Raw genomic sequence first — 21,501 nt, forward strand, 5'->3', positions numbered from 1 at the left:
CAAAATCTCCTGTCTTTCTTTCAGCTAATTCAATAATTTGCCGTAAATTTGCATTCCAAACTAAATAATATAGAATAATTATGGCAGCAAAACCAGGTATTCCCAAAGGAACCCGTGACTTTTCGCCAGTAGAGATGGCGAAGCGTAACTATATATTCAATACCATTCGCGATGTATACCACCTCTATGGTTTTCAGCAGATTGAAACACCTGCAATGGAAATGCTTTCTACACTGATGGGGAAGTATGGCGAAGAAGGTGATAAACTCTTGTTCAAGATACAGAACTCAGGTGACTACTTTTCCGGGCTGACTGATGAGGAACTACTGAGTCGTAATGCTGCTAAACTTGCCAGTAAATTCTGTGAGAAAGGTTTGCGTTATGATCTCACTGTGCCGTTTGCCCGCTATGTGGTAATGCATCGTGATGAAATAACTTTCCCTTTCAAACGTTATCAGATACAACCCGTTTGGCGCGCAGATCGTCCACAGAAGGGACGTTATCGTGAATTTTATCAATGTGACGCTGATGTAGTGGGTAGTGACTCTTTACTGAATGAAGTAGAGTTGATGCAGATTGTTGATACGGTCTTTACCCGTTTGGGTATCCGGGTTTGTATTAAGATTAATAACCGTAAGATTCTGACTGGTATCGCTGAGATTATTGGTGAGGCTGATAAAATAGTGGATATCACAGTAGCCATTGATAAACTGGATAAAATAGGTTTGGACAATGTGAATGCAGAACTGAAGGAAAAAGGTATCAGTGATGAAGCTATTGCCAAATTGCAACCTATTATTCTGCTGAATGGTACGAATGAAGAAAAACTGGCTACTTTGAAAGAAGTGCTTGCGGGTAGTGAGATCGGTCAAAAGGGTGTGGAAGAAAGCGAGTTTATCTTGAAAACTCTGTCTGTTTTCGGTTTGAAAAATGAACTGGAACTGGATCTGACGCTTGCCCGCGGATTGAACTACTATACTGGCGCTATCTTTGAAGTGAAAGCTTTGGATGTGCAGATCGGAAGTATCACAGGTGGCGGTCGCTATGACAATCTGACCGGTGTATTCGGTATGGCTGGTGTTTCCGGTGTAGGTATCTCTTTTGGAGCCGATCGTATCTTCGATGTATTGAATCAGCTTGACCTTTATCCGAAGGAAGCTGTGAACAGTACACAACTTCTCTTTATTAACTTTGGTGAGAAAGAAGCTGCTTACTCTCTGAATGTACTTGCTAAGGTACGGACTGAAGGTATTCGTGCAGAAATTTTTCCGGATTCTTCAAAGATGAAAAAACAGATGAGCTATGCTAATGCCAAGAACATTCCATTTGTAGCCCTTGTGGGAGAGAATGAAATGAATGAGAATAAGGTGACGCTGAAGAATATGGAGACTGGTGAACAGAACTTGGTTTCGGCCGAAGAATTGATACAAACTTTAAAGAAATAAAAACTTCATAAAAGAGTAAACTCTTTGTAGTCCATCTTGGTTATCTTTGTAGTACTAACCTAACAAAGATAACTATTATGGATGTTTTAGAACCGAAGTATTACGCAGCCATCGGTATGGTGATGACGTTAATAGCCGTAATATTCCTTTTCTTGATGGGGAGTGCTTTAGTACATTCTACCAAGAGTTTCTGGCAGGGATATTCGACAGAATTGAGTTGTGATACGGATCTGGATATTGACTAAACTGGCTTAGTTTATCATTTTTTCAGTCGCCAATTTCTTGTTGACAAGAACCTAACTCCCTGTTGACAAGAAGTTAACTTCTTGCATGCAAGGTCTTAGCTTCTTGTAAGAGGGAATTTTAGTGTAATTTTCACTGTTGATTATCTTCTCTTTACTATTCCCACATATACTAATAAGATAATATTCATCATCAGCGCATAAATAATGGCTGGTATAGCAATTACATCATTATTGAATATAAACGGGCTGCTTGCAATGGCAATACTTTGAGCTGCATTCTGCATTCCTATTTCAATGATAAGTGTGCGTTGCTCTTTTCTGTTCAATTTCATTAGCCAAGAGATTATATATCCTCCACCCATAGCCAGCAAAATCATCATTGTGATGCACAATCCTAATCGTCCGATCTGTGCAGTTATCGTTTCGTGATGTTGTATGAAGAAGACAGAGGCCAATAATATCAAGGCGGGAAAAGCTACTTTAGATAATATTTTGTGTATCCGTTCGGCCGCTTCAGGGCAGAAACGTTTTGTTAAAATGCCTGTTGCAATGGGGAGCAACATAAGTAGTAAATTCTGGATGATGAGGCTACCGACAGGTAAATGTATGATTATTCCACTATTGTCTCCTGCAACTTGTGTGGCAAACTCCATAATGACAGGAATAGTGAATAGGGTGATAATGCTGCTGAGGGCAGTTAACGAAACGGAAAGTGCCACATCGCCTTTGGCAATCATCGAGAATATATTGGAAGAACTTCCTCCCGGAGAACAGGCTATGAGTACCAATCCAATAAAAAATAGAGGTTCCAGATGAAACAGACACCCCAGTGCAAAGGCTAATACAGGTAAAAGAATTATCTGTCCTATCAATCCCGCAATTACAGGATAGGGGCGTTGACGAAATAATTTAAAATCTTTAATTTCAAGTGTCAATCCCAGCTCAAACATTAATAATGTGAGAATGGGCAAAACAATCCAGACTGCATTCATGTTCTAAAAACGTTTTTTGAGGGGGCAAAGATAATGCAAATCATGAAAAAGTTATGCTGAGATGCCGCTTATCTTCTCTAAAGATAGTGGAATATTGTCTTATTCTTTGCCAATTTGGCAGTTCTATACTGACAGAAATTTAGCTTTGCTGTTTGGCACGCTTTTCGTAATTTATTTTGTGTCTCACCAATAACGAGGCAAGACATTACTATAATAAATGTATAACATATAAAAAACAAAAGAACTATGAACATTAAACCATTGGCAGACAGAGTGCTGATACTCCCTGCACCTGCAGAAGAGAAAACAATTGGCGGTATCATTATTCCGGATACTGCAAAAGAAAAACCTTTGAAAGGTGAAGTTGTGGCAGTTGGTCACGGTACGAAAGATGAAGAGATGGTATTGAAGGTGGGCGACACCGTTTTGTATGGCAAGTATGCCGGTACTGAACTGGAAGTTGAAGGCACTAAATATCTGATTATGCGTCAAAGTGACGTACTCGCTGTGTTAGGTTAATATAGTAATTATAAAATATTTAAATTGTAAATATCATTATGGCAAAAGAAATATTATTCAATATCGATGCCCGCGATCAATTGAAAAAAGGTATCGATACACTGGCAAATGCTGTGAAAGTAACTCTCGGCCCTAAAGGCCGTAATGTGATTATCGAAAAGAAATTCGGCGCTCCTCACATCACGAAAGACGGCGTAACTGTAGCTAAGGAAGTGGAACTGTCTGATGCATACCAGAATACGGGTGCACAGTTGGTGAAAGAAGTAGCTTCCAAGACTGGTGACGATGCCGGTGACGGTACTACTACTGCTACTGTATTGGCACAGGCTATTGTTGCTGAAGGCTTGAAGAACGTAACTGCCGGTGCAAGTCCTATGGATATCAAACGTGGTATTGACAAGGCTGTTGCCAAAGTGGTTGACTCAATTAAGTCACAGGCTGAAAAAGTAGGTGACAACTACGATAAGATCGAACAGGTTGCTTCTGTATCTGCAAACAATGATCCGGTTATCGGTAAGTTGATCGCTGATGCTATGCGTAAGGTTTCTAAAGACGGTGTAATTACTATCGAAGAAGCTAAGGGAACTGATACTACTATTGGTGTGGTAGAAGGTATGCAGTTTGATCGTGGTTACCTTTCCGCTTACTTCGTTACTAATACGGAGAAGATGGAGTGTGAAATGGAAAAACCATACATCCTGATCTACGACAAGAAGATTTCTAACCTGAAAGATTTCTTGCCTATCCTGGAACCTGCTGTACAAACTGGACGTCCTCTGTTGGTAATCGCAGAAGATGTGGATAGTGAAGCTTTGACTACGTTGGTTGTAAACCGTCTGCGTTCTCAATTGAAGATTTGTGCTGTGAAAGCTCCGGGCTTCGGTGACCGTCGTAAAGAAATGCTGGAAGATATCGCCGTATTGACTGGTGGTGTAGTGATCAGTGAGGAAAAGGGTCTGAAACTGGAACAAGCTACCATCGAAATGTTAGGTACTGCTGATAAGATCACAGTTTCTAAAGATAACACTACCATCGTAAACGGTGCCGGTGACAAACAAAATATCAAGGAACGTTGCGAACAGATTAAAGCTCAGATTGCTGCTACTAAATCTGATTATGACAAAGAAAAATTGCAGGAACGTCTGGCTAAATTGTCTGGTGGTGTTGCAGTTCTTTACGTGGGTGCTGCTTCTGAAGTTGAAATGAAGGAGAAGAAAGACCGTGTAGACGATGCTTTGCGTGCAACACGTGCTGCTATAGAAGAAGGTATCGTACCGGGTGGTGGCGTAGCTTACATCCGTGCACTTGATGCATTGGAAGGCTTCAAAGGTGATAACATCGATGAAACTACCGGTGTTGACATTATCAAGCGTGCTATTGAAGAACCGTTGCGTCAGATCGTTGCCAATGCTGGTAAAGAAGGTGCTGTAGTTGTACAGAAAGTACGTGAAGGTAAAGGTGACTTCGGTTACAATGCTCGTACTGATGTATATGAAAATCTGCATGCTGCCGGTGTAGTTGATCCTGCAAAGGTTGCTCGTGTAGCTTTGGAAAATGCTGCTTCTATTGCAGGTATGTTCTTGACTACTGAATGTGTAATCGTTGAAAAAAAGGAAGACAAACCTGAAATGCCAATGGGTGCTCCCGGTATGGGCGGCATGGGTGGCATGATGTAATACCCATTTTTCCCTGAACTCATAATTATAATAAATGACCACAGTATCTCTATGAAGGTACTGTGGTCTTTTTTTCTCTTTTCTAGTCTTTTTCTACTCATATTACCTGTATATTATTACGAAACTGTTACAATTTTGATTAAAAAAGATATCTTTTGTTCGTTTTTTATGTTTTATAAATAAAAAGTGATACCTTTAGGGTGATAAATTAGGATAACCTAAACAAAAACCAATCAATTATTTAACCTTTTTAATGACGAGAAGAGATGAACAAAAGCGACATCGGCCTGAACGCAGGCAAGATTTGGAGGTTGCTTAGCAATTACGCCAAATGGGACTATGGGACTTTGAAGAGAAAGTCCGGGCTGAAGGACAAAGAACTGGGAGCCGCCTTGGGATGGTTAGCTTGTGAAGACAAGATTGTATTGCACCAAGAGAACGAAGAGCTCTACATTTTTTTGGGCGTGAATGTTTATATCGGCTAAAGAATGAAAAAACCGATTGAAAACCTAAACGAAAGCGTGGATTTTTAAAATCCACGCTTCTTTTTTTCTGCTAACGAATATATTTCGTTCCTTTGCATGTTCTTAGTAGTGAATGATAATTCGGGTGCTAAGATAATTTATCGATAAAATGAATATAACTATGAGAAGTTTTGCTTCAGACAACAATTCCGGTGTACATCCATTGGTGATGGAAGCACTAAACCGGGCAAACCAAAATCATGCAGTAGGCTACGGTGACGATCCTTGGACGGAGGAAGCCGTCCGTAAAATCAAGGAGACATTTACAGCTGATTGTGAACCGCTTTTTGTTTTTAATGGAACAGGTAGTAATGCAATCGCTTTACAGTTGGCTACGCGTCCTTATAATTTGATTCTTTGTGCGGAGACAGCGCATATTTATGTGGATGAATGTGGTGCTCCTGCACGTATGACAGGTTGCCAGATCCGTCCGATTGTAACACCGGATGGTAAACTCACCCCAGAGTTGGTACAGCCTTATCTAAAGAATTTTGGCGAACAACATCATTCCCAGCCGGGTGCTATTTATATTTCCCAATGTTCGGAATTGGGTACTGTTTATACTCCGGAGGAATTGAAGGCATTAACAGCTTTAGCGCATAAACATGGTATGTATGTACACATGGATGGTGCACGCCTGGCGAATGCTTGTGTAGCTTTGAATCTTAGTTTCAAGGAACTTACGGTTGATTGTGGTATTGATATACTTAGTTTTGGTGGAACAAAGAATGGTTTGATGCTTGGGGAAAGCGTAGTCATTTTTAATCCAGAGCTCAAAAAAGAGGCACTTTATGTGCGGAAGCAATCGGCCCAGTTAGCTTCTAAATTACGTTATCTTTCTTGTCAGTTCACAGCTTACCTTACAGATGATTTGTGGAAAAAGAATGCTATGCATGCCAATGCAATGGCACAAAAACTGTATGATGGTTTGAAGGTATTCCCGGGTGTACATTTTACACAGAAGATGGAGAGTAACCAGTTATTCCTGACTATGCCTCGTTCGGTTATTGATAAGCTGATGAAGTCTTACTTCTTCTATTTCTGGAACGAAGCTGAAAATGAAATTCGTTTTGTGACTTCTTTTGATACAACAGAGGAAGATATACAGACCTTGTTACAGGCTGTAAAAGACAGTTTTTAGTTTTCCTTATTGTGCACTTATCTGCATCACCCCACACACTTATTTGCATCAGGTTGAAGACTTATCTGTGTAGGGCGATGCACTTATCTGCGTAGGCTGATGCACTTATCTGCATCAAAATCTTCTTCATTATATTATAAAAATGGCAGAAAAAAGCTCCGGACCTTCTCAGGCATGGAGCTTTGGTTTGAAACTTTTTCCCTTGGGGGTGGGAAAAAGCCTACTGAAAACAAACCGATTGAATATTACCTTAAATTCCTTTGCATGATAACCTTTAACTAACCTTTTTATGATAATCGTATGGACTACATTCCTATTGCTTCAAGTACGGGTACAAAAGTATAGCCTTTCCGTTTCAATGTTTTAATCATTTTATCCAGATAACCATTATAGAATTTATCCGTACGGCGGTCGTCCGTACCGAAGTGTATCAACATCAAATGTCCGTTTAAACCTTCTTTTTTCTCTACTTCCATGATTTTATCATAGATGAACTTACTGCTGCGATATTTCTGTCCCATATCCGGGGTAGTGTAATCTGCATTACTCATTGTACCGGGCGTATAGTTAATAAGTTGGATACCCATATTTTTTGCCCATGCAGCTATTTCTTTATTATAATATTCATAAGGCGGGATATATACCGGAGCATCTTTGTATTCGATACCTGCCTCGCGCATACCTGCGTAGCTTTTTAGCATATCCTGTTCAAACTGCTCACGGGTTACTAATAGTGAATCGCGATTTTCCCACGGCATATACAGTAAGTGTCCATAACTGTGGCTACCTACCAGATGTCCTTCGGTACGCAGACGTTTGACTACTTCAGGGTAGAGTTCGTAGAATTCACCGGTGAAGAAAAATCCACCTTTGATGCCATACTTTTTCAGCGTGCTGATGATAGCATCGGCACCGTCTGCCTTATCAGCTGCAGTAAAGACAAGTGTAATTTGTTTTTTTGATGGATCAGTGCGAATGATGCCACCATTTACATATACATTCTTATCGCTTTGAATGTTAGCTTGTTTCATGCCCTCTTTTTGCATGGCAGAGAGGTAATAAGTGAGACATGCAGTTCCATCCATAGTCGGTTCATTGGTCGAATAGTCATGAATGGCATCGTGATATACCATCAGGTCCGGTTGAAAGCGTTCATAATCTTGTCCGGGAGTGCCGGGAATACCAGTCATATTTACTCCACGCAGACTTTCAAAAATAGTGCGGTAAACTGGTCCGTCTACCAATCCGCCTGTAGTGTTGCCTACTCCTGCATTTAGTAATGAAGAGTGGGGTTGTGAAGGATAATCTCCATATAGGGGAAGTTCTACGATCATGCTGGTTCCCCATGGGTTACAACCGAACAACCAATCGAGCATGGCGGCTTCCATTTCTTTGTATGTTTCATCACCTGTTGCTTCACGATACAGGCGGCACTGTGTCAACATGGCAGTTGTTAAGTTGTTAGAACACCAAGTGTAGGGAATGCCATGCATGAATGGGCTTTCGACTGCTTTTTCGTAGGTACGTACAATACCGCTATGCATGTTTCGGATGAATTCTTTGCTGAGGCGGTCATTGTTTACTTTTGCTAAGTGGTAATGTCCCATATTCATGAACGGATACCATTGGTAGTGGCGTGCACTGTCAGCACCCATCCATGGGGTAACAGGTTCACGTCGTCCATACTCAACGGCTTGCTGCAGATATGTCAGATCTCCGGTACTCTTAAACAGTTCCATGGCTCCCAATTCCATATCGTCTACCCAGTTGTCTTCTTCATAGATATACGGAGACAAGACAGATGCCGTTTGGCAAGCCCCTGGCTTCTTTACTCCTTCCTGATAGGCTGCATCAGCCTTAGCCTCTATTTCGGCTGCAAATTCCGGGTAGAAATTCTTCAGGAGGCGTGCACCGAGAGCGAAGCAGGAAGCATATTTGCCTGCCGTGCTGGCTACACCTGTAGTTGCATTCATAAACTGGCCGCGTACCTGAGGTTCGCCGCTACAGAAATAAACAGGGCGTCCGTTGCCTGGACCATAACCATAATCTACTTTATCTTCGTTGGGCAGACGCATACCAGCATGGTCACGGTCGTCAGCAATCTGGTTGTATAGTTCACCGGGAGCGGGATTCATGCGATTTAACCAGTCCAGTCCCCATTTTATTTCGTCTACAATGTCAGGGATACCGTTAGCACCGGGAAGTCCGGCAGCATCATAGAAATCACCGAAAGATTCCGGGTTTTCCTGATAGGCGAACATCATCTGATAAATAGCATTGGCGGAAGTTGTGGTATATTGCAGATAATCCGTTGCATCGTGCCAGCCACCACGGACATCAATGTGTTGTCCCGTCTTAGTGGGATGATACAAGATGTAGCCATCGTGCACATGACAGCTGTCTTTCAGGAAAGGATTATAACCGCAGCGCTGCTGACGCATATAGTTCAACAAGAAATCTGCAGTTCCATTATATACATGGTTATTGATGGGAAAATGGGGAGATATAGCTTTACCTGCTTTCAGGTAATAAGTTCCTGGTTGATTAAAATCGCTAAAATTCAAACGATAGGTACTCTTCATTAGGCCCATCTTTCCGGTTGATTTGATAGAATTGAAAGTTCTAACTGTTTGTCCGGTGAAGGCATCTACAAGTGCATACTCTTGTATGTCAGTGGGTTCTTCACTCATGAATACTGCTACTTTTACAGACTGCGGCAAGTAGCCAAGTTGGTTTATGCGTATCCATGCATCTGCTTTGGTTTGCAGGACGATGAAAGTGAGTGCTACCGTAAGTAGCCAATGGTTACTTTTCATAATAAGTCAATATATTAAGGTTGGGGGAATTATGCTTTCTGTAAATACATTATTTTATATACAAATAAAGTGTTTTCCGTTTATTTTAGGAAGTTTTAGCATGAATAATTAATTGACGTTACGAGTCGTTTACATTGTTTTAGAATTAAAAAGACGTTAATGAATCTTTCTGTAAATGGATATTTTGTTGATTATCTATGGTTTATGCTTTTTAATACTCCTTTTTAGTTTTCGTTTATGTATTTTAATATTCAAAACACCCACTTGGTGCGTTATTTGTAATAGGGTATATAAGAATAACAAAATTTATAGACTATGGCTTATATAGATTATTACCAAGTCCTTGGGGTAGATAAGACGGCAAGCCAGGATGATATAAAGAAAGCGTTCCGTAAATTGGCACGTAAATATCATCCTGATCTGAATCCGAACGATTCTTCTGCCAAGGATAAATTTCAGGCAATTAATGAAGCAAATGAAGTGCTGAGTGATCCTGAAAAGCGTAAAAAATACGATGAGTATGGTGAGCACTGGAAGCATGCCGATGAATTTGAGGCACAAAAGCGTGCCCGTCAGGAGGCGGGTGCCGGTGGATTTGGAGGCTTTGGTGGCGGCTCGGGTGCAGGATATGGTACGGATGGTGGCTCTTACTGGTATTCATCCGATGGACAGGAATTTTCCGGTCATGGTGGCGGCTTCTCCGATTTCTTTGAATCTATGTTCGGAAACCGGGGGCGTGGAGGTGCTAATGCAGGCTTCCGCGGACAGGATTACCATGCAGATTTAAACCTCTCGCTTCGTGATGCAGCCCAGACTCATAAACAAGTGCTGACTGTAAACGGTAAGAATGTGCGCATTACTATTCCTGCGGGAGTAGCAAACGGGCAAGTAATTAAATTGAAAGGTTATGGTGGCGAAGGTGTTAACGGTGGACCTGCCGGAGACTTGTACATAACATTTGTGATTGCGGATGATCCGGTATTCAAGCGTTTAGGGGATGACTTGTATGTGGATGTGCCTATTGATCTTTATACCGCTATCCTGGGTGGTGACCAATTGGTGGACACTTTGGATGGAAAGGTGAAACTGAAAGTGAAACCCGAAACACAGAACGGTACGAAGGCTCGTTTGAAAGGTAAGGGATTCCCTGTATATAAGAAAGAAGGACAGTTCGGTGACCTCATTGTGACTTATTCCGTGAAACTGCCGACGAACTTGACGGAAGAGCAGAAAGAGTTGTTCCGTAAACTTCAAAGTATGAACTAAAAGGAGGTAGCACTATGCAGAATGAATTAATCATAGTCAGCGAGTATTGTCGCAAATGCCACATTGAACCGTCGTTTATCGATTTGTTACAGGAAGGTGGCCTGATAGAAGTAATGACCGAAGGTGGGGAACGCTATCTGACGTTTACTCAATTACCGGACATAGAACGTTACAGCCGTATGTATTATGACTTATCCATCAACATTGAAGGAATTGATGCCATCCATCACCTGTTGCAGCGTATGGAAGAGATGCAGAATGAACTTCATGAGTTACGCAGTCAGTTGAGACTGTTCCGGTAAGGAGCTTTATTCCTAAAAAAGAAGGCTGTCTCATTGATTTGAGGCAGCCTTCTTTAAATATAGTAATCGGTTAATTACTTGCGATAGCTTTCCAATTCTTCAGCCTTGAACTTACGGATGAAATTGAAGTGCTTTTCTACTTCAGCTTCAGCATAGTTCAGATAAACAACAGCTGATTTCGCGAACAACTCAGGAGCTTTGGTAGCATCCTGGATGAGAAGATGAGACATCACGCATACAGCCGCCATTTCGTAAAGGCGACGGGCTACGAAATCCAACAGTTCTTGGTTGGCAGCTTCTTTCGTTGCATTGGTGACAGCCTCAAACTTATTTGTCATTTCTTTCAGGCGATCCATCAGAGGTTGCATTTCTTCATTGCAAGGAATTGTTTCATAATCACGGAGTGTAGCAGCATACGAACCATTTGTTACGTAACGGATAGCGGCTACGGTCTGTAATTGAGTAGTACCTTCATAGATGCTAGTGATACGTGCATCACGATAAATGCGTTGGCAAGCATACTCCAACATGAAACCGGAACCGCCGTGAATCTGGATACAATCATAAGCATTCTGGTTTGCATATTCTGAGTTCATACCTTTAGCCAGCGGAGTGAAAGCATCAGCAAGCTTAGAATATTTCTTCTGTTCCTGGCGTTCTTCCGGAGTCAGCTTACGTTCGCGGGAAATATCATCCAAAGCTTTATAAACATCTACGTAACGAGACGTTTGGTATAACAATGCACGTCCGGCATCCAGTTTTGCTTTCATGATAGCCAGCATGTCATATACAGCCGGGAATTCAATAATAGCTTTATTGAACTGTTTACGATCTTTCGCATAAGCTAAGCCTTCATTATAGGCAGCTTGCGACAGACCTACAGACTGTGCGGCAATACCCAAACGTGCACCGTTCATCAATGCCATTACATACTTGATCAAACCGAGTTTACGATCACCGCAAAGTTCAGCCTTTGCATTCTTATAAACAAGTTCACAAGTTGGAGAACCGTGAATACCTAATTTGTTTTCGATACGGCGTACATCTACGCCACCTTCGCGCTTATCATAGATAAACATGGACAATCCACGACCATCTCTGGTTCCTTCTTCCGAACGGGCCAGTACGAGGTGTAAGTCTGCATCACCATTCGTGATGAAACGCTTCACACCATTCAGACGCCAGCAATTTTCTTTTTCGTCGAAAGTAGCTTTCAACATTACACTCTGCAAATCGGAACCGGCATCGGGTTCTGTCAAGTCCATAGACATAGTTTCACCGGCACAGATACGTGGAATGAAACGGCTGTGCTGATCTTCGTTACCGAATTCATACAGTGTTTCGATACAGTCTTGCAGAGACCAGATATTACCGAAACCGGCATCGGCTGCTGCTACGATCTCGGCACACATGGTGTACGGAGTGATGGGGAAGTTCAAACCACCGAAACGGCGTGGCATAGTCATACCATTCAGTCCGGCTTTCACCATTGCATCCAGGTTCTGTCTTGTACCGCTGGCATATTCCACACGACCGTTAGCACAGTGAGGACCTTCTTCATCTACACCTTCGGCGTTCGGGTTGATAATCTCTCCGGTGATTTCTCCGGTGATTTCAAGAACCTTATCATAAGAGTCCATTGCGTCCGCATAATCTTGCGGGGCATAGTCAAATTTGTCTTTATCTTGGTATCCGCGCTCTTTCAGTTCGCAGATACGTTCCATCATCGGGTTGTTCAGCTGGAACTTCAATTCAGGAACTTCGGTATAAAAATTTGCCATAATCTTTTTATTGTTTTTAGTTATAAACGAAAATTGACGGGGATGGTGAAGTGCATGTTAGCCGGTTGTCCTTCTATCTTCCCAGGAGTGAATTTGTAAGTCATCGTCAGGAAACCTACTACTCTCATCGCTTCCTTGTCCAGTTCGGGGCAAACGCTCTTCACAACTTCTGCCATCTTAGGATTGCCTTCCTTGTCTATCGAGCATTTTATGAGGACCAATCCTTGCTTTTTGTCTTTTATGGCCTGCCGAGGATACTTGGTATATTGGGCTATCAGCTTTGATAGCTCGGCATTACCTCCTGGAAACTGAGGCAGCTCTATATAAGGAATGAAGTCCAGTTCTTTACCGTCAATATCATACAGATGCCCTTCGGAAGAATCGCCGTTCATGACTTCTTCACGCTTCAAGGCTCCATTTTCATAATACTGCTTCAAGTTCAGCTTGCGCCCATTCTTGTAGGTTGATATTAACCGTATTTGCCCATTGGGATAATATTCTGTCCGTTGTCCTACCAATCTTCCGTTTTTATAGAAGCATACTATGCTGTCATTTCCGTTGGCATATGAATAGACATGCTTGCCGTTTTTCGGAAGTTTGTTCTGGGCATTCAGCATTCCGCACGTACAGAATAGACATAGAGCAATGATGACTCCCTTCATTTCGTTTATAAATTTATTTACTGTTTTCTTTATAGTATTTAATCATCTTCGGAATGACTTCTTCTACCGTACCGTTAATTACATAATCGGCAATGGTGTTAATAGGAGCATTCTCATCATTATTGATAGAGATGATGATACCACTTTCTTGCATACCGGCAATGTGCTGGATTTGTCCCGAGATACCGCAAGCGATATACAGTTTGGGGCGAACTGTTACACCTGTCTGTCCAATTTGGCGGTCGTGATCGCAGAAACCTGCATCAACGGCTGCGCGGCTGCCGCCTACTTCGGCATGCAGTTCCTTGGCCAGTTCAAACAGCATATTGAAACCTTCGCGGCTCCCCATACCGTAACCACCGGCTACGACAATCGGAGCGCCTTTCAGGTTGTGCTTTGCTTTCTCTACATGGCGGTCGATAACCTTCACTATATAGTCCGTAGTAGGCACATATTTGGCAACGTCGTGGTTGATTACTTCGCCCTGATAGTTGGTGTCGAGAATTTCCTTCTTCATCACGCCTTCGCGAACAGTAGCCATCTGCGGGCGGTGTTCGGGGTTGACGATGGTTGCCACGATGTTACCGCCGAATGCGGGACGAATCTGGTACAGCAAGTTTTCGTATACTTTGCCTTCTTTCTTATCTTCATGCTCGCCGATTTCCAGTGAAGTACAGTCGGCGGTCAGTCCGCTGGTTAGCGCAGAAGAAACACGTGGCCCAAGGTCACGACCGATAACGGTGGCGCCCATCAGGCAGATTTGCGGCTTTTCTTCTTTAAACAGATTGATGAGTACGGAAGAGTGGGGCAGTGAAGTATAAGGGAACAAGCCCGGAGCATCGAAGATGTGCAGACGGTCGACACCGAAGGGCAATACTTGTTTTTCGATTCCTGCAAGGTTGGTACCGGCAACAATGGCTTCCAGTTGGCAGTCCAGTTGGTTAGCTAACTTGCGTCCTTTGGTAAGGAGTTCGAGACTTACTTCGGCAACTACAGTGCCTTCAAGCTCACAATATACAAATACGTTATTCATATTTTTTAGTTTTTAGCTACTAGCTACAGGTTACAAGTGTTGTTCAGGATAATGGTGCAGCAACTTGTAGCTTGTCGCTTGTTGCTCGTAGCTTAGCCAATCGTATGATTGGCGAGTAGTTCAACAATAAGATCTTCTACATCCTGGTCGCTTCCGGTCAGCGTACGGCTTTCCTTGGCTTGGAAGGAGATGTTCTGAATGGCTTTCACTTTGGTAGGTGAGCCACTGAGGCCGCATTGTTTCAAATCGCCGTTGACATCGGCCACACTCCATTCGGTGATGTTCAGATAAGGGTACTTCTCGTAGAGGTCAGCATAAGGCAGAATAGCACCTTCCTTGGTGATAGCAGCTTTTTCCTGTGCACCGAGAGCACGTTTGTATTTCTGTACCAACTTAGCGTTGCGTGGGCGGCAGGGAGCTGCACTTCCATTCACAGTGATTACGATAGGTAGAGGACCTTCTACTGTTTCCACACCACCGTCGATATGACGTTTCACTACAACACGTCCGGTCGTTTTCTCCACGTTCAGAATTTCTTCGGCATAAGTAATTTGTGTCAGACCGAGTTTTTCAGCAACTTGCGGGCCCACTTGAGCTGTGTCACCGTCAATAGCCTGGCGTCCGCCGATGATGATGTCATACTCGCCTATCTTCTTGATGGCAGTGGCAAGGGCGTACGAAGTGGCAAGGGTATCTGCACCAGCAAAAGCACGGTCGGTCAACAGATAACCATTGTCGGCACCGCGGAACAATCCTTCACGAATAACTTCGGCTGCGCGTCCCGGTCCCATTGTCAGGATGGTTACGGTAGAGCCCGGGTGTGCATCTTTCAGTCTGAGGGCTTGCTCAAGAGCGTTCAAGTCTTCGGGGTTGAAGATGGCGGGGAGTGCCGCACGGTTAATGGTTCCGTCGGCTTTCATGGCATCTTTCCCAACATTACGTGTGTCGGGAACTTGTTTAGCCAATACTACGATTTTCAAACTCATGTTATTAATTATTAGTATTAGTATTTCTCAAAGTGTCAGTGCCGGGAATAGGAGTAGGAGGTACATAGTGTGTCCAGCTACTGAAATTGTCCGGTTAACTAATTATCAGCGTGCAAAATTAGTCAAACTGTTCGTTCTGACAAGAAATGCGGGCAAAAAATGCACATTGAAAAGGTTTTTGAGCAATATAGGGGCTTTAGAAAGGGAATTAGTTATGAGTTACAGGCTGCAAGCTACAAGTGCCTTTTCAGAATATAGCGCAGCAACTTGTAGCCTGTAGTTCGTAACTGATTCATAATCGTACAGGAGAGAATTATAAAGATCTGTTTACGGAATATATAAATAGTAGGATGATGAAATAGTGGTGAGTGATAAATGATCACTCACCACTAATAACTTTATTTAATCCCCAGCTTCTTCAACAGCGCCTTAGGCACTGCATCTTTGTGTACCAGGATGTTGATAGTCTTGTAAGCTACGAAAGGTTTGGAAGCATACCAGGTACCTTTGTATTTGTTGTTTGTACCCCATGAATTCTTCACCATATAGTATTCCTTGCCATTTTGATCTTTAGCGATACCATAGATAAGCATGCCATGGTCGTCGGTTGTTTCCCAATTGTCGAATGCTGTTTGACGCATTTCCTGAGTTACAGTGATTTCCGGCAATGGACGTGAAGTCAGTTCTTTACGTTTGTCGGCAGCAGTAAGACCTGTCCAGCGTGCCATATCCGAACCGGTGAGTTCAGCACCACGATCTGCGTCGGGCATCACTGCAATACCGTCACGAGTAAAACCTGTTTCGCTTACGTCGCTACCCCAGGCTACAGTATAACCGTTATTAACAGCATTGTCAATAACAGACATGAATTCCATCAAAGGCAAGTTGTAAGAAAGTCCATTACGCCAGTTATCCTGGATTTCAATGTTCATCTGAGTATAGAACGGATGGTGAGTGAATGAAGTCAGTGATACATAATCATCTGGATTGATGCCGAGAGATTCTGCAAATGTCTTCGGAGTATATTCTTTTCCTTGATAAGTGAACGTTTCGGGACATTTACCCAGGTAAGTATCGTAAATAGCAGATAATCCCTGTTTCCAAACCGGAGTCAGTTTCGTCAGTTTGCCTTTAGCTATTGCATTCATGTAAGCACCGGCTACGGCATCCAATTCATTGTGTACAGGCAGTGTATCGCCATACATAATTCCCGGCATAGCTTCTTGCGGAACGAGACCGTAGTTTTTCAGGCAATACATAATGTCATAAAAGCTTCCGCCCGGTGAGAAAGAACTGTCGCCGTGGTAACGCGCATAATTCACGCCACGGTCTACCATTGTGTGGTGTACTACAAACATTTCGGATAAATCATACTCTCCCTTGCCCATACGCAGTAGTTCGCTTTCAAGGAAACCAAGTGCTGAGAAGCTCCAGCAAGTGCTCGAACGGTTTTGGTTTTTAACAGAAGTGATCGGGTTTTCTTTGACGGTGGTGAAGATAAAGCCTTCTTCCGCCTTCGGAGTGTCTTGTGCTGACACATTGAAACTTAATAGGCCTAAAGTGGCAATAAGTATTGACTTTTTCATCATGATTAAATTGGTTTTAATGGATTGTTACTGGCACAAAGATAGGGAGATTTCGGAAACAAAAGCTATCTTTGAAGCGTTTTATCAGATAATTATGGAGAAAAAGATACATATCAACCCCAAAACAGGATTGGTTCTTGAAGGTGGCGGCATGCGCGGAGTGTTCACTTGCGGTGTGCTGGACAGCTTTATGGACCGTGGCATCCGCTTCCCCTATACTATCGGAGTAAGCGCCGGAGCCTGTAACGGACTTTCTTACATGTCCGGTCAGCGCGGCCGCGCCAAGTACAGTAATATTGATTTGCTGGAGAAGTACCAGTATATCGGTCTGAAATATTTGTTGAAGAAACGTAATATCATGGACTTCGACCTGCTGTTTCAGGAGTTTCCCGAGCATATTCTGCCTTATGACTACGAGTCCTATTTCAGTTCTCCGGAACGTTATGAAATGGTCACTACGAACTGTGTGACGGGCGAGGCGAACTATTTTGAGGAAAAGCAGGATAAAGGCCGGGTGATTGACATTGTGCGTGCTTCAAGCAGCCTTCCGTTTGTATGCCCCATTGCTTATGTGGACGATGTGCCGATGCTCGACGGGGGCATTGTGGACAGCATCCCCTTGATGCGTGCCCGGAATGAGGGTTTCACGCATAATGTAGTGGTGCTTACCCGCAATCATGGGTATCGCAAGGAAGCAAAGGATATACACATCCCGTCTTTTCTCTACCGGAAATATCCGAAGATGCGTGAGGCATTGAGCCGCCGTTGTCGTGTGTACAACGAGCAGTTGGAGATGGTAGAACGCATGGAAGAAGCGGGAGAAATTACTGTAATCCGTCCGCAGAAACCTGTGATGGTAGACCGCATCGAACGGGATATACGGAAGCTGACTGATTTGTATGAGGAAGGCTATGCGTGTGCGGCGAAGTATGATTTTCAGTGATTAATCAAGATATTGTAAACGCATTGCCAAATAATGATTGCCACTTTATGGCAATCATTATTTGGCAATGCGTTTCTTTATTCTTCTCTTTGTCGGACTACAAACTTTAGGAGGTCTGATATCATTTGTAGAAAATAATGAATATCCTTTTTCTGAAAACTCTTGGAGCTACATGTGGTATGGAAATGATAGAAGATGCCATCAACTACATTGTTAACTTCACGGCAGAAACTTATGCCAAATTACTATATCAACTGCCCGAAAAACAGAAACAGGTGCTGATTGCCATCAATCGGGAAGGACAGGTGCGCAATGTAGTTTCCGGTGCCATTAATTGATAAGCGTACGAAAATTACACAAAATATAAAACTTCTCCGGCATTCGTTAGTTCAGTGCCGGATTGAATGGGATTCAGTATACGACTGAATAGGGTTCAGTCGTATACTCATCCCTATTCAGTCGTATACTGATTATACCCCCTCTCAGAATATATTCCAGACGGTCTTCGGGGAAATATATAATGAAGGTAAAAATTGGCTACGTTTCTCCGTTTAGTAATAGCTGACCTTCACGTTGCTGACTTCCACACTTCCCGAGTAGCTGTTAACAGACCACGGATTCTTCTGTATCCCGTAAATGCGGTTCGTATAAGCCACATTGTCATTGATATAAACCACGCAGACAGAGTTGTCCGTACAGATAGTTACATTATAAGTATTATCAGCAGGTCTGTCGAACAGATAACCGTCTATTCCGTCGATGAATCCTTTACCATCTTCACCTTCTTCTTCGAAGTTTATCTTCCGTTTATTGTTGTTGTCTTCCGGGTTTACGACGATGGTATAGTACTTCTTGGAGTCCGTGCCGCGTACCAGAGAGATACCGAATCTATCTGCATTACCTGCCGTCTTTACGGTGAATGAAATCTTGTTGTTTACATTTAAGCGATTGAATAGGATATAAGCATTATCCGTCAGAGTATAGTTACCGTTGCTTTCTGATACTCCGTTACTTTTTTCCATCACTTTTACGGCAGAGGCAGTGGTATATTTCTGGCTGATACCTTCTACTAAGCCTAAAGTCAAAGTACCATCCGCATGCTGGATGACTTTGTGAGCAACCAGGCTTCCTGCCCATTCCGGTTCGTTCGGAGAGGCTCCTACGGCAGTATTGTCATTGCCCGAGCGAGTAGGGCACCATCCCCAAATGTAGCGGTTGGTTCCGTCCGAAGACGTCTTGCCTGCATAGAAACCGCGGGAGTCAAGGAAACCTTCGTGGCTGTCGGGCCAGATGCCGGCATCATTGGCGGTAGTTGCTTTCAGCTCTTCCAATGTACGCCCCTTGAAATATTGAACTTTGCGTATGGCTGCATGCATCTCCGAGTATACCAGATACCACCAGTTTCCCATCTTGAAGACATCGGGACATTCGTAAAAGCGATCCCACATCATGGTCATGAATACACCTGCATGTTCCCAGCTTTTCATATCCGTAGAAGTATATTCGGCCAGCACACCTTTACCGCTTTTGGTAGTGGAAACAAGCATGTGGTATTTTCCATCTTCACCTTCAAAAACGAAGGGATCGCGGAAATCATTCTTGCTATATCCGTCAGTGTCACCTTTCAGATAGAAAGTGCGATTCTTGGTCCAGGTCTTGAAGTCGGGTGAAGTAGCATACATCACTACCTGACCGTTCTCGGAAGAAGTAGGCTGATATTTGTTACCTGTGTAGAAGGTATAGTACAATTTATCCGAAGGATTATAAATAGTACTACCCGTTCCGATAGCAGCATCCTGCTCCGACAATCCTCCGCAAGAGATCAGTTCACCCATAGATCTGTATGAAGCAGCGTCCTGAGTACTTACCGCCCATATCGGGTGGTAAGTGCCTGCCTGGTTCGGACGGTACTCCTGTAGATACATAATCTTGAAATCTTTTGCCTGCGGATCATAGAAAGGCATCGGATCGCCTACATAACCAACAGATGGCTTATAGTAAGTATCAAACTTCATGGCATCTGCCGAAGCAAAATAAGTGGTGGTTCCGTCCCAGTCCTTCTGAGTTAAAACCGGATCATTGTCATCGCTACAGCTGCTGAAAGAAGTAATCATCAGAGCAGCCAGTGTGAGTGAATATATCATTGTTTTCATATATTAGTTTTATTTACCCGTTAAATAGTCAATTGCATTCTTTGTCAGTTTAGCCACATTGCCGTGGTATTTGTCCGCCGAAGCATCTATGCCGTAGGCATACCAGTCGTAGCATCCTGAGCCGATACATACGATGCTTCCGCGAAAACCTTCGGACAGATATTCCCATGCCACGATAGCACCATCGCCACCATAACCCAGATCAACGCCACCATGATTGGTACGCCATACTTCATTTGTGGCATAGCCACCCCAGTCGGAACCGATGTGCCATTGTGCCGTACTGTTGGTGGTCCGGTAGCCGGTATCGAAGGTATAGACCTTGTTCGTTTCACCGTTGTTCATCGCCAAATTCTGGTAGAGAGCGTGCGACTCGTGTCCTTGGATAAAGAAGTTCCATGCACCGCCTACTATTTCACCGGATTCTTCTGATTGTCCCCAACAGTTGTTTGGGTTGTTGCCGTCCAAGGTAGCCCCCAACTTGGCAGCATAGTAAGTGGCATAGCGGGTAAGCAACAGGTTCATGCCATTGTTATAAAGGTCTTTCATCTTCACCAATGCACTGATTGCTGCAGGCGCTGCCTTTTCGAACTTATCCATGTTGTCGATGCCGCCGTCTATATGCAGATGCCACCACATGATTTCGCACTCGCTCAGGTCTACTCTTCCTGCCTGCACATCTTCGAATGAGATATACTGAGAATTGGCAACATTGTTCAGCATCCAGGTTGCCGCTTCTTTTTCTTCCGGATTTAGTTCATTTAATGTAGCTGCCAGACCTACATATACGGCGCTCGGTGCATCGGTCGGGATAACCGTTACCGTATAAACGGCGGATGCGGTGTTGTATGAAACAGTGAATTCTACAGGATTACTGAAGTCAATAGCCTGGCCGGATGCCGGCATTACGATGGCTCCTGCCGAAGTTGTAATGACCGGAACCATATTTTTGATATTGACTGAGCTTGGCACACGTACGGTGATGGTACGTTTAGACTGGTCGATAACTCCGGCATAAGCGTCATTCAGTTTGAAGGAGAGTATCCGCGCTTCATCATGCTTGATATTGACTGTATAATCCAGGAATACGTTTCCATTAGTCACTTTTATCACTTGGGGGAATGAGAAGTTCAGCACATCGCCTGCTTTAACAGAAGCCTCGGCACCTTCGGATACTTCGATACCGGTGACTTTCATTGCATCAGTATCGTATATTTCGGGCACTGCAACGGTCACGGTCTTATTGGTCCGGTCTATCACTCCCATATAGGCGTTATTCAGTTCAAAGGCGGTAAGCCATGTGTCTCCGTCCAGTTTCAGTTCGGATGTATTATCATCGCTGCATCCCGGGAATGCTAACAGCAGGACGATTCCCAGTACAAGCAGATTTAGTTTATTCAGTATTGATTTCATAATGCTCTTTTTTTTATA

General features: G+C 43.3%; 19 protein-coding genes. 10 read left to right on the forward strand and 9 right to left on the reverse strand.

The window, feature by feature from the left end:
• Positions 1-80: 80 nt before the first annotated feature.
• Together hisS and DW182_RS22225 are read left to right on the forward strand one after the other, a co-directional pair.
• Complete coding sequence (gene hisS / locus DW182_RS00090) at positions 81-1,445, forward strand: histidine--tRNA ligase (RefSeq protein WP_117707842.1); 1,365 nt, start codon at positions 81-83, stop codon at positions 1,443-1,445.
• Between the two features lie 77 nt (positions 1,446-1,522).
• Entirely contained in the window at positions 1,523-1,690 is a 168-nt protein-coding gene (locus DW182_RS22225) for a hypothetical protein (protein WP_007214867.1), read from the forward strand.
• Positions 1,691-1,830: 140 nt separating this feature from the next.
• Here DW182_RS22225 and DW182_RS00095 read toward each other — a convergent pair whose 3' ends face one another.
• Positions 1,831-2,682 (reverse strand): bile acid:sodium symporter family protein, encoded by an 852-nt coding sequence (locus tag DW182_RS00095; RefSeq protein WP_117694212.1) that lies wholly within the window; start codon positions 2,680-2,682, stop codon positions 1,831-1,833.
• 246 nt (positions 2,683-2,928) lie between these two features.
• On the opposite strand from DW182_RS00095, the gene DW182_RS00100 reads away from it, so the two are divergent.
• The 4 genes from DW182_RS00100 (at position 2,929) to DW182_RS00115 (ending at position 6,542) form a co-directional block, all read left to right on the forward strand.
• Entirely contained in the window at positions 2,929-3,201 is a 273-nt protein-coding gene (locus DW182_RS00100; RefSeq protein ID WP_005679636.1) for a co-chaperone GroES, read from the forward strand.
• Positions 3,202-3,239: 38 nt separating this feature from the next.
• Complete coding sequence (gene groL / locus DW182_RS00105; protein ID WP_007217362.1) at positions 3,240-4,877, forward strand: chaperonin GroEL; 1,638 nt, start codon at positions 3,240-3,242, stop codon at positions 4,875-4,877.
• 266 nt (positions 4,878-5,143) lie between these two features.
• Entirely contained in the window at positions 5,144-5,362 is a 219-nt protein-coding gene (locus tag DW182_RS00110) for a winged helix-turn-helix domain-containing protein (RefSeq protein WP_007664492.1), read from the forward strand.
• Between the two features lie 160 nt (positions 5,363-5,522).
• Positions 5,523-6,542 (forward strand): low specificity L-threonine aldolase, encoded by a 1,020-nt coding sequence (locus tag DW182_RS00115; RefSeq protein ID WP_118294518.1) that lies wholly within the window; start codon positions 5,523-5,525, stop codon positions 6,540-6,542.
• A gap of 305 nt (positions 6,543-6,847) precedes the next feature.
• Here DW182_RS00115 and DW182_RS00120 read toward each other — a convergent pair whose 3' ends face one another.
• On the reverse strand, positions 6,848-9,358 hold the full coding sequence (locus DW182_RS00120) for a glycoside hydrolase family 9 protein (protein ID WP_118294270.1): 2,511 nt from the start codon (positions 9,356-9,358) through the stop codon (positions 6,848-6,850).
• 315 nt (positions 9,359-9,673) lie between these two features.
• On the opposite strand from DW182_RS00120, the gene DW182_RS00125 reads away from it, so the two are divergent.
• Both DW182_RS00125 and DW182_RS00130 read left to right on the forward strand, forming a co-directional pair.
• Positions 9,674-10,624, forward strand: coding sequence for a DnaJ C-terminal domain-containing protein (locus DW182_RS00125; RefSeq protein ID WP_118216420.1), 951 nt, complete (start codon positions 9,674-9,676; stop codon positions 10,622-10,624).
• Positions 10,625-10,638: 14 nt separating this feature from the next.
• A complete protein-coding gene (locus tag DW182_RS00130) occupies positions 10,639-10,926 on the forward strand; it encodes a chaperone modulator CbpM (protein ID WP_007664488.1) in 288 nt (95 codons plus the stop codon).
• 74 nt (positions 10,927-11,000) lie between these two features.
• Here DW182_RS00130 and DW182_RS00135 read toward each other — a convergent pair whose 3' ends face one another.
• The 5 genes from DW182_RS00135 to DW182_RS00155 all read right to left on the reverse strand — a co-directional run bounded on the left by DW182_RS00135 (position 11,001) and on the right by DW182_RS00155 (position 16,974).
• Positions 11,001-12,707 carry an acyl-CoA dehydrogenase family protein gene (locus DW182_RS00135; protein WP_118294271.1) on the reverse strand — a complete coding sequence of 569 codons (1,707 nt, stop codon included), beginning with the start codon at positions 12,705-12,707 and terminating at the stop codon, positions 11,001-11,003.
• A 20-nt stretch (positions 12,708-12,727) separates the two neighbouring features.
• Positions 12,728-13,369, reverse strand: coding sequence for an energy transducer TonB (locus tag DW182_RS00140; RefSeq protein WP_007664486.1), 642 nt, complete (start codon positions 13,367-13,369; stop codon positions 12,728-12,730).
• Between the two features lie 13 nt (positions 13,370-13,382).
• Positions 13,383-14,402 (reverse strand): electron transfer flavoprotein subunit alpha/FixB family protein, encoded by a 1,020-nt coding sequence (locus DW182_RS00145; RefSeq protein ID WP_118294272.1) that lies wholly within the window; start codon positions 14,400-14,402, stop codon positions 13,383-13,385.
• A gap of 92 nt (positions 14,403-14,494) precedes the next feature.
• Positions 14,495-15,388, reverse strand: coding sequence for an electron transfer flavoprotein subunit beta/FixA family protein (locus tag DW182_RS00150; RefSeq protein ID WP_117707839.1), 894 nt, complete (start codon positions 15,386-15,388; stop codon positions 14,495-14,497).
• Positions 15,389-15,786: 398 nt separating this feature from the next.
• A complete protein-coding gene (locus DW182_RS00155) occupies positions 15,787-16,974 on the reverse strand; it encodes an aminopeptidase C (RefSeq protein ID WP_118294519.1) in 1,188 nt (395 codons plus the stop codon).
• Positions 16,975-17,068: 94 nt separating this feature from the next.
• On the opposite strand from DW182_RS00155, the gene DW182_RS00160 reads away from it, so the two are divergent.
• Positions 17,069-17,917: a patatin family protein gene (locus tag DW182_RS00160; protein ID WP_118294520.1), complete on the forward strand. Its 849-nt coding sequence runs from the start codon at positions 17,069-17,071 to the stop codon at positions 17,915-17,917.
• 137 nt (positions 17,918-18,054) lie between these two features.
• Entirely contained in the window at positions 18,055-18,255 is a 201-nt protein-coding gene (locus tag DW182_RS00165; protein ID WP_118294273.1) for a hypothetical protein, read from the forward strand.
• Positions 18,256-18,468: 213 nt separating this feature from the next.
• On the opposite strand, the gene DW182_RS00170 is transcribed toward DW182_RS00165, so the two are convergent.
• Together DW182_RS00170 and DW182_RS00175 are read right to left on the reverse strand one after the other, a co-directional pair.
• On the reverse strand, positions 18,469-20,070 hold the full coding sequence (locus DW182_RS00170) for a glycoside hydrolase domain-containing protein (protein WP_118294274.1): 1,602 nt from the start codon (positions 20,068-20,070) through the stop codon (positions 18,469-18,471).
• 9 nt (positions 20,071-20,079) lie between these two features.
• A complete protein-coding gene (locus DW182_RS00175) occupies positions 20,080-21,483 on the reverse strand; it encodes a DUF4960 domain-containing protein (protein ID WP_118294275.1) in 1,404 nt (467 codons plus the stop codon).
• Positions 21,484-21,501: the final 18 nt, after the last annotated feature.

Source organism: Bacteroides sp. AM16-24 (assembly GCF_003471885.1).
Lineage (GTDB): Bacteria > Bacteroidota > Bacteroidia > Bacteroidales > Bacteroidaceae > Bacteroides.

Bases quoted from the DNA above. Each gene is read 5' to 3' on its own strand.
- hisS (WP_117707842.1), top strand. From the start codon at position 81: ATGGCAGCAAAACCAGGTATTCCCAAAGGAACCCGTGACTTTTCGCCA.
- DW182_RS22225 (WP_007214867.1), top strand. From the start codon at position 1,523: ATGGATGTTTTAGAACCGAAGTATTACGCAGCCATCGGTATGGTGATG.
- DW182_RS00095 (WP_117694212.1), bottom strand. From the start codon at position 2,682: ATGAATGCAGTCTGGATTGTTTTGCCCATTCTCACATTATTAATGTTT.
- DW182_RS00100 (WP_005679636.1), top strand. From the start codon at position 2,929: ATGAACATTAAACCATTGGCAGACAGAGTGCTGATACTCCCTGCACCT.
- groL (WP_007217362.1), top strand. From the start codon at position 3,240: ATGGCAAAAGAAATATTATTCAATATCGATGCCCGCGATCAATTGAAA.
- DW182_RS00110 (WP_007664492.1), top strand. From the start codon at position 5,144: ATGAACAAAAGCGACATCGGCCTGAACGCAGGCAAGATTTGGAGGTTG.
- DW182_RS00115 (WP_118294518.1), top strand. From the start codon at position 5,523: ATGAGAAGTTTTGCTTCAGACAACAATTCCGGTGTACATCCATTGGTG.
- DW182_RS00120 (WP_118294270.1), bottom strand. From the start codon at position 9,358: ATGAAAAGTAACCATTGGCTACTTACGGTAGCACTCACTTTCATCGTC.
- DW182_RS00125 (WP_118216420.1), top strand. From the start codon at position 9,674: ATGGCTTATATAGATTATTACCAAGTCCTTGGGGTAGATAAGACGGCA.
- DW182_RS00130 (WP_007664488.1), top strand. From the start codon at position 10,639: ATGCAGAATGAATTAATCATAGTCAGCGAGTATTGTCGCAAATGCCAC.
- DW182_RS00135 (WP_118294271.1), bottom strand. From the start codon at position 12,707: ATGGCAAATTTTTATACCGAAGTTCCTGAATTGAAGTTCCAGCTGAAC.
- DW182_RS00140 (WP_007664486.1), bottom strand. From the start codon at position 13,369: ATGAAGGGAGTCATCATTGCTCTATGTCTATTCTGTACGTGCGGAATG.
- DW182_RS00145 (WP_118294272.1), bottom strand. From the start codon at position 14,402: ATGAATAACGTATTTGTATATTGTGAGCTTGAAGGCACTGTAGTTGCC.
- DW182_RS00150 (WP_117707839.1), bottom strand. From the start codon at position 15,388: ATGAGTTTGAAAATCGTAGTATTGGCTAAACAAGTTCCCGACACACGT.
- DW182_RS00155 (WP_118294519.1), bottom strand. From the start codon at position 16,974: ATGAAAAAGTCAATACTTATTGCCACTTTAGGCCTATTAAGTTTCAAT.
- DW182_RS00160 (WP_118294520.1), top strand. From the start codon at position 17,069: ATGGAGAAAAAGATACATATCAACCCCAAAACAGGATTGGTTCTTGAA.
- DW182_RS00165 (WP_118294273.1), top strand. From the start codon at position 18,055: ATGAATATCCTTTTTCTGAAAACTCTTGGAGCTACATGTGGTATGGAA.
- DW182_RS00170 (WP_118294274.1), bottom strand. From the start codon at position 20,070: ATGAAAACAATGATATATTCACTCACACTGGCTGCTCTGATGATTACT.
- DW182_RS00175 (WP_118294275.1), bottom strand. From the start codon at position 21,483: ATGAAATCAATACTGAATAAACTAAATCTGCTTGTACTGGGAATCGTC.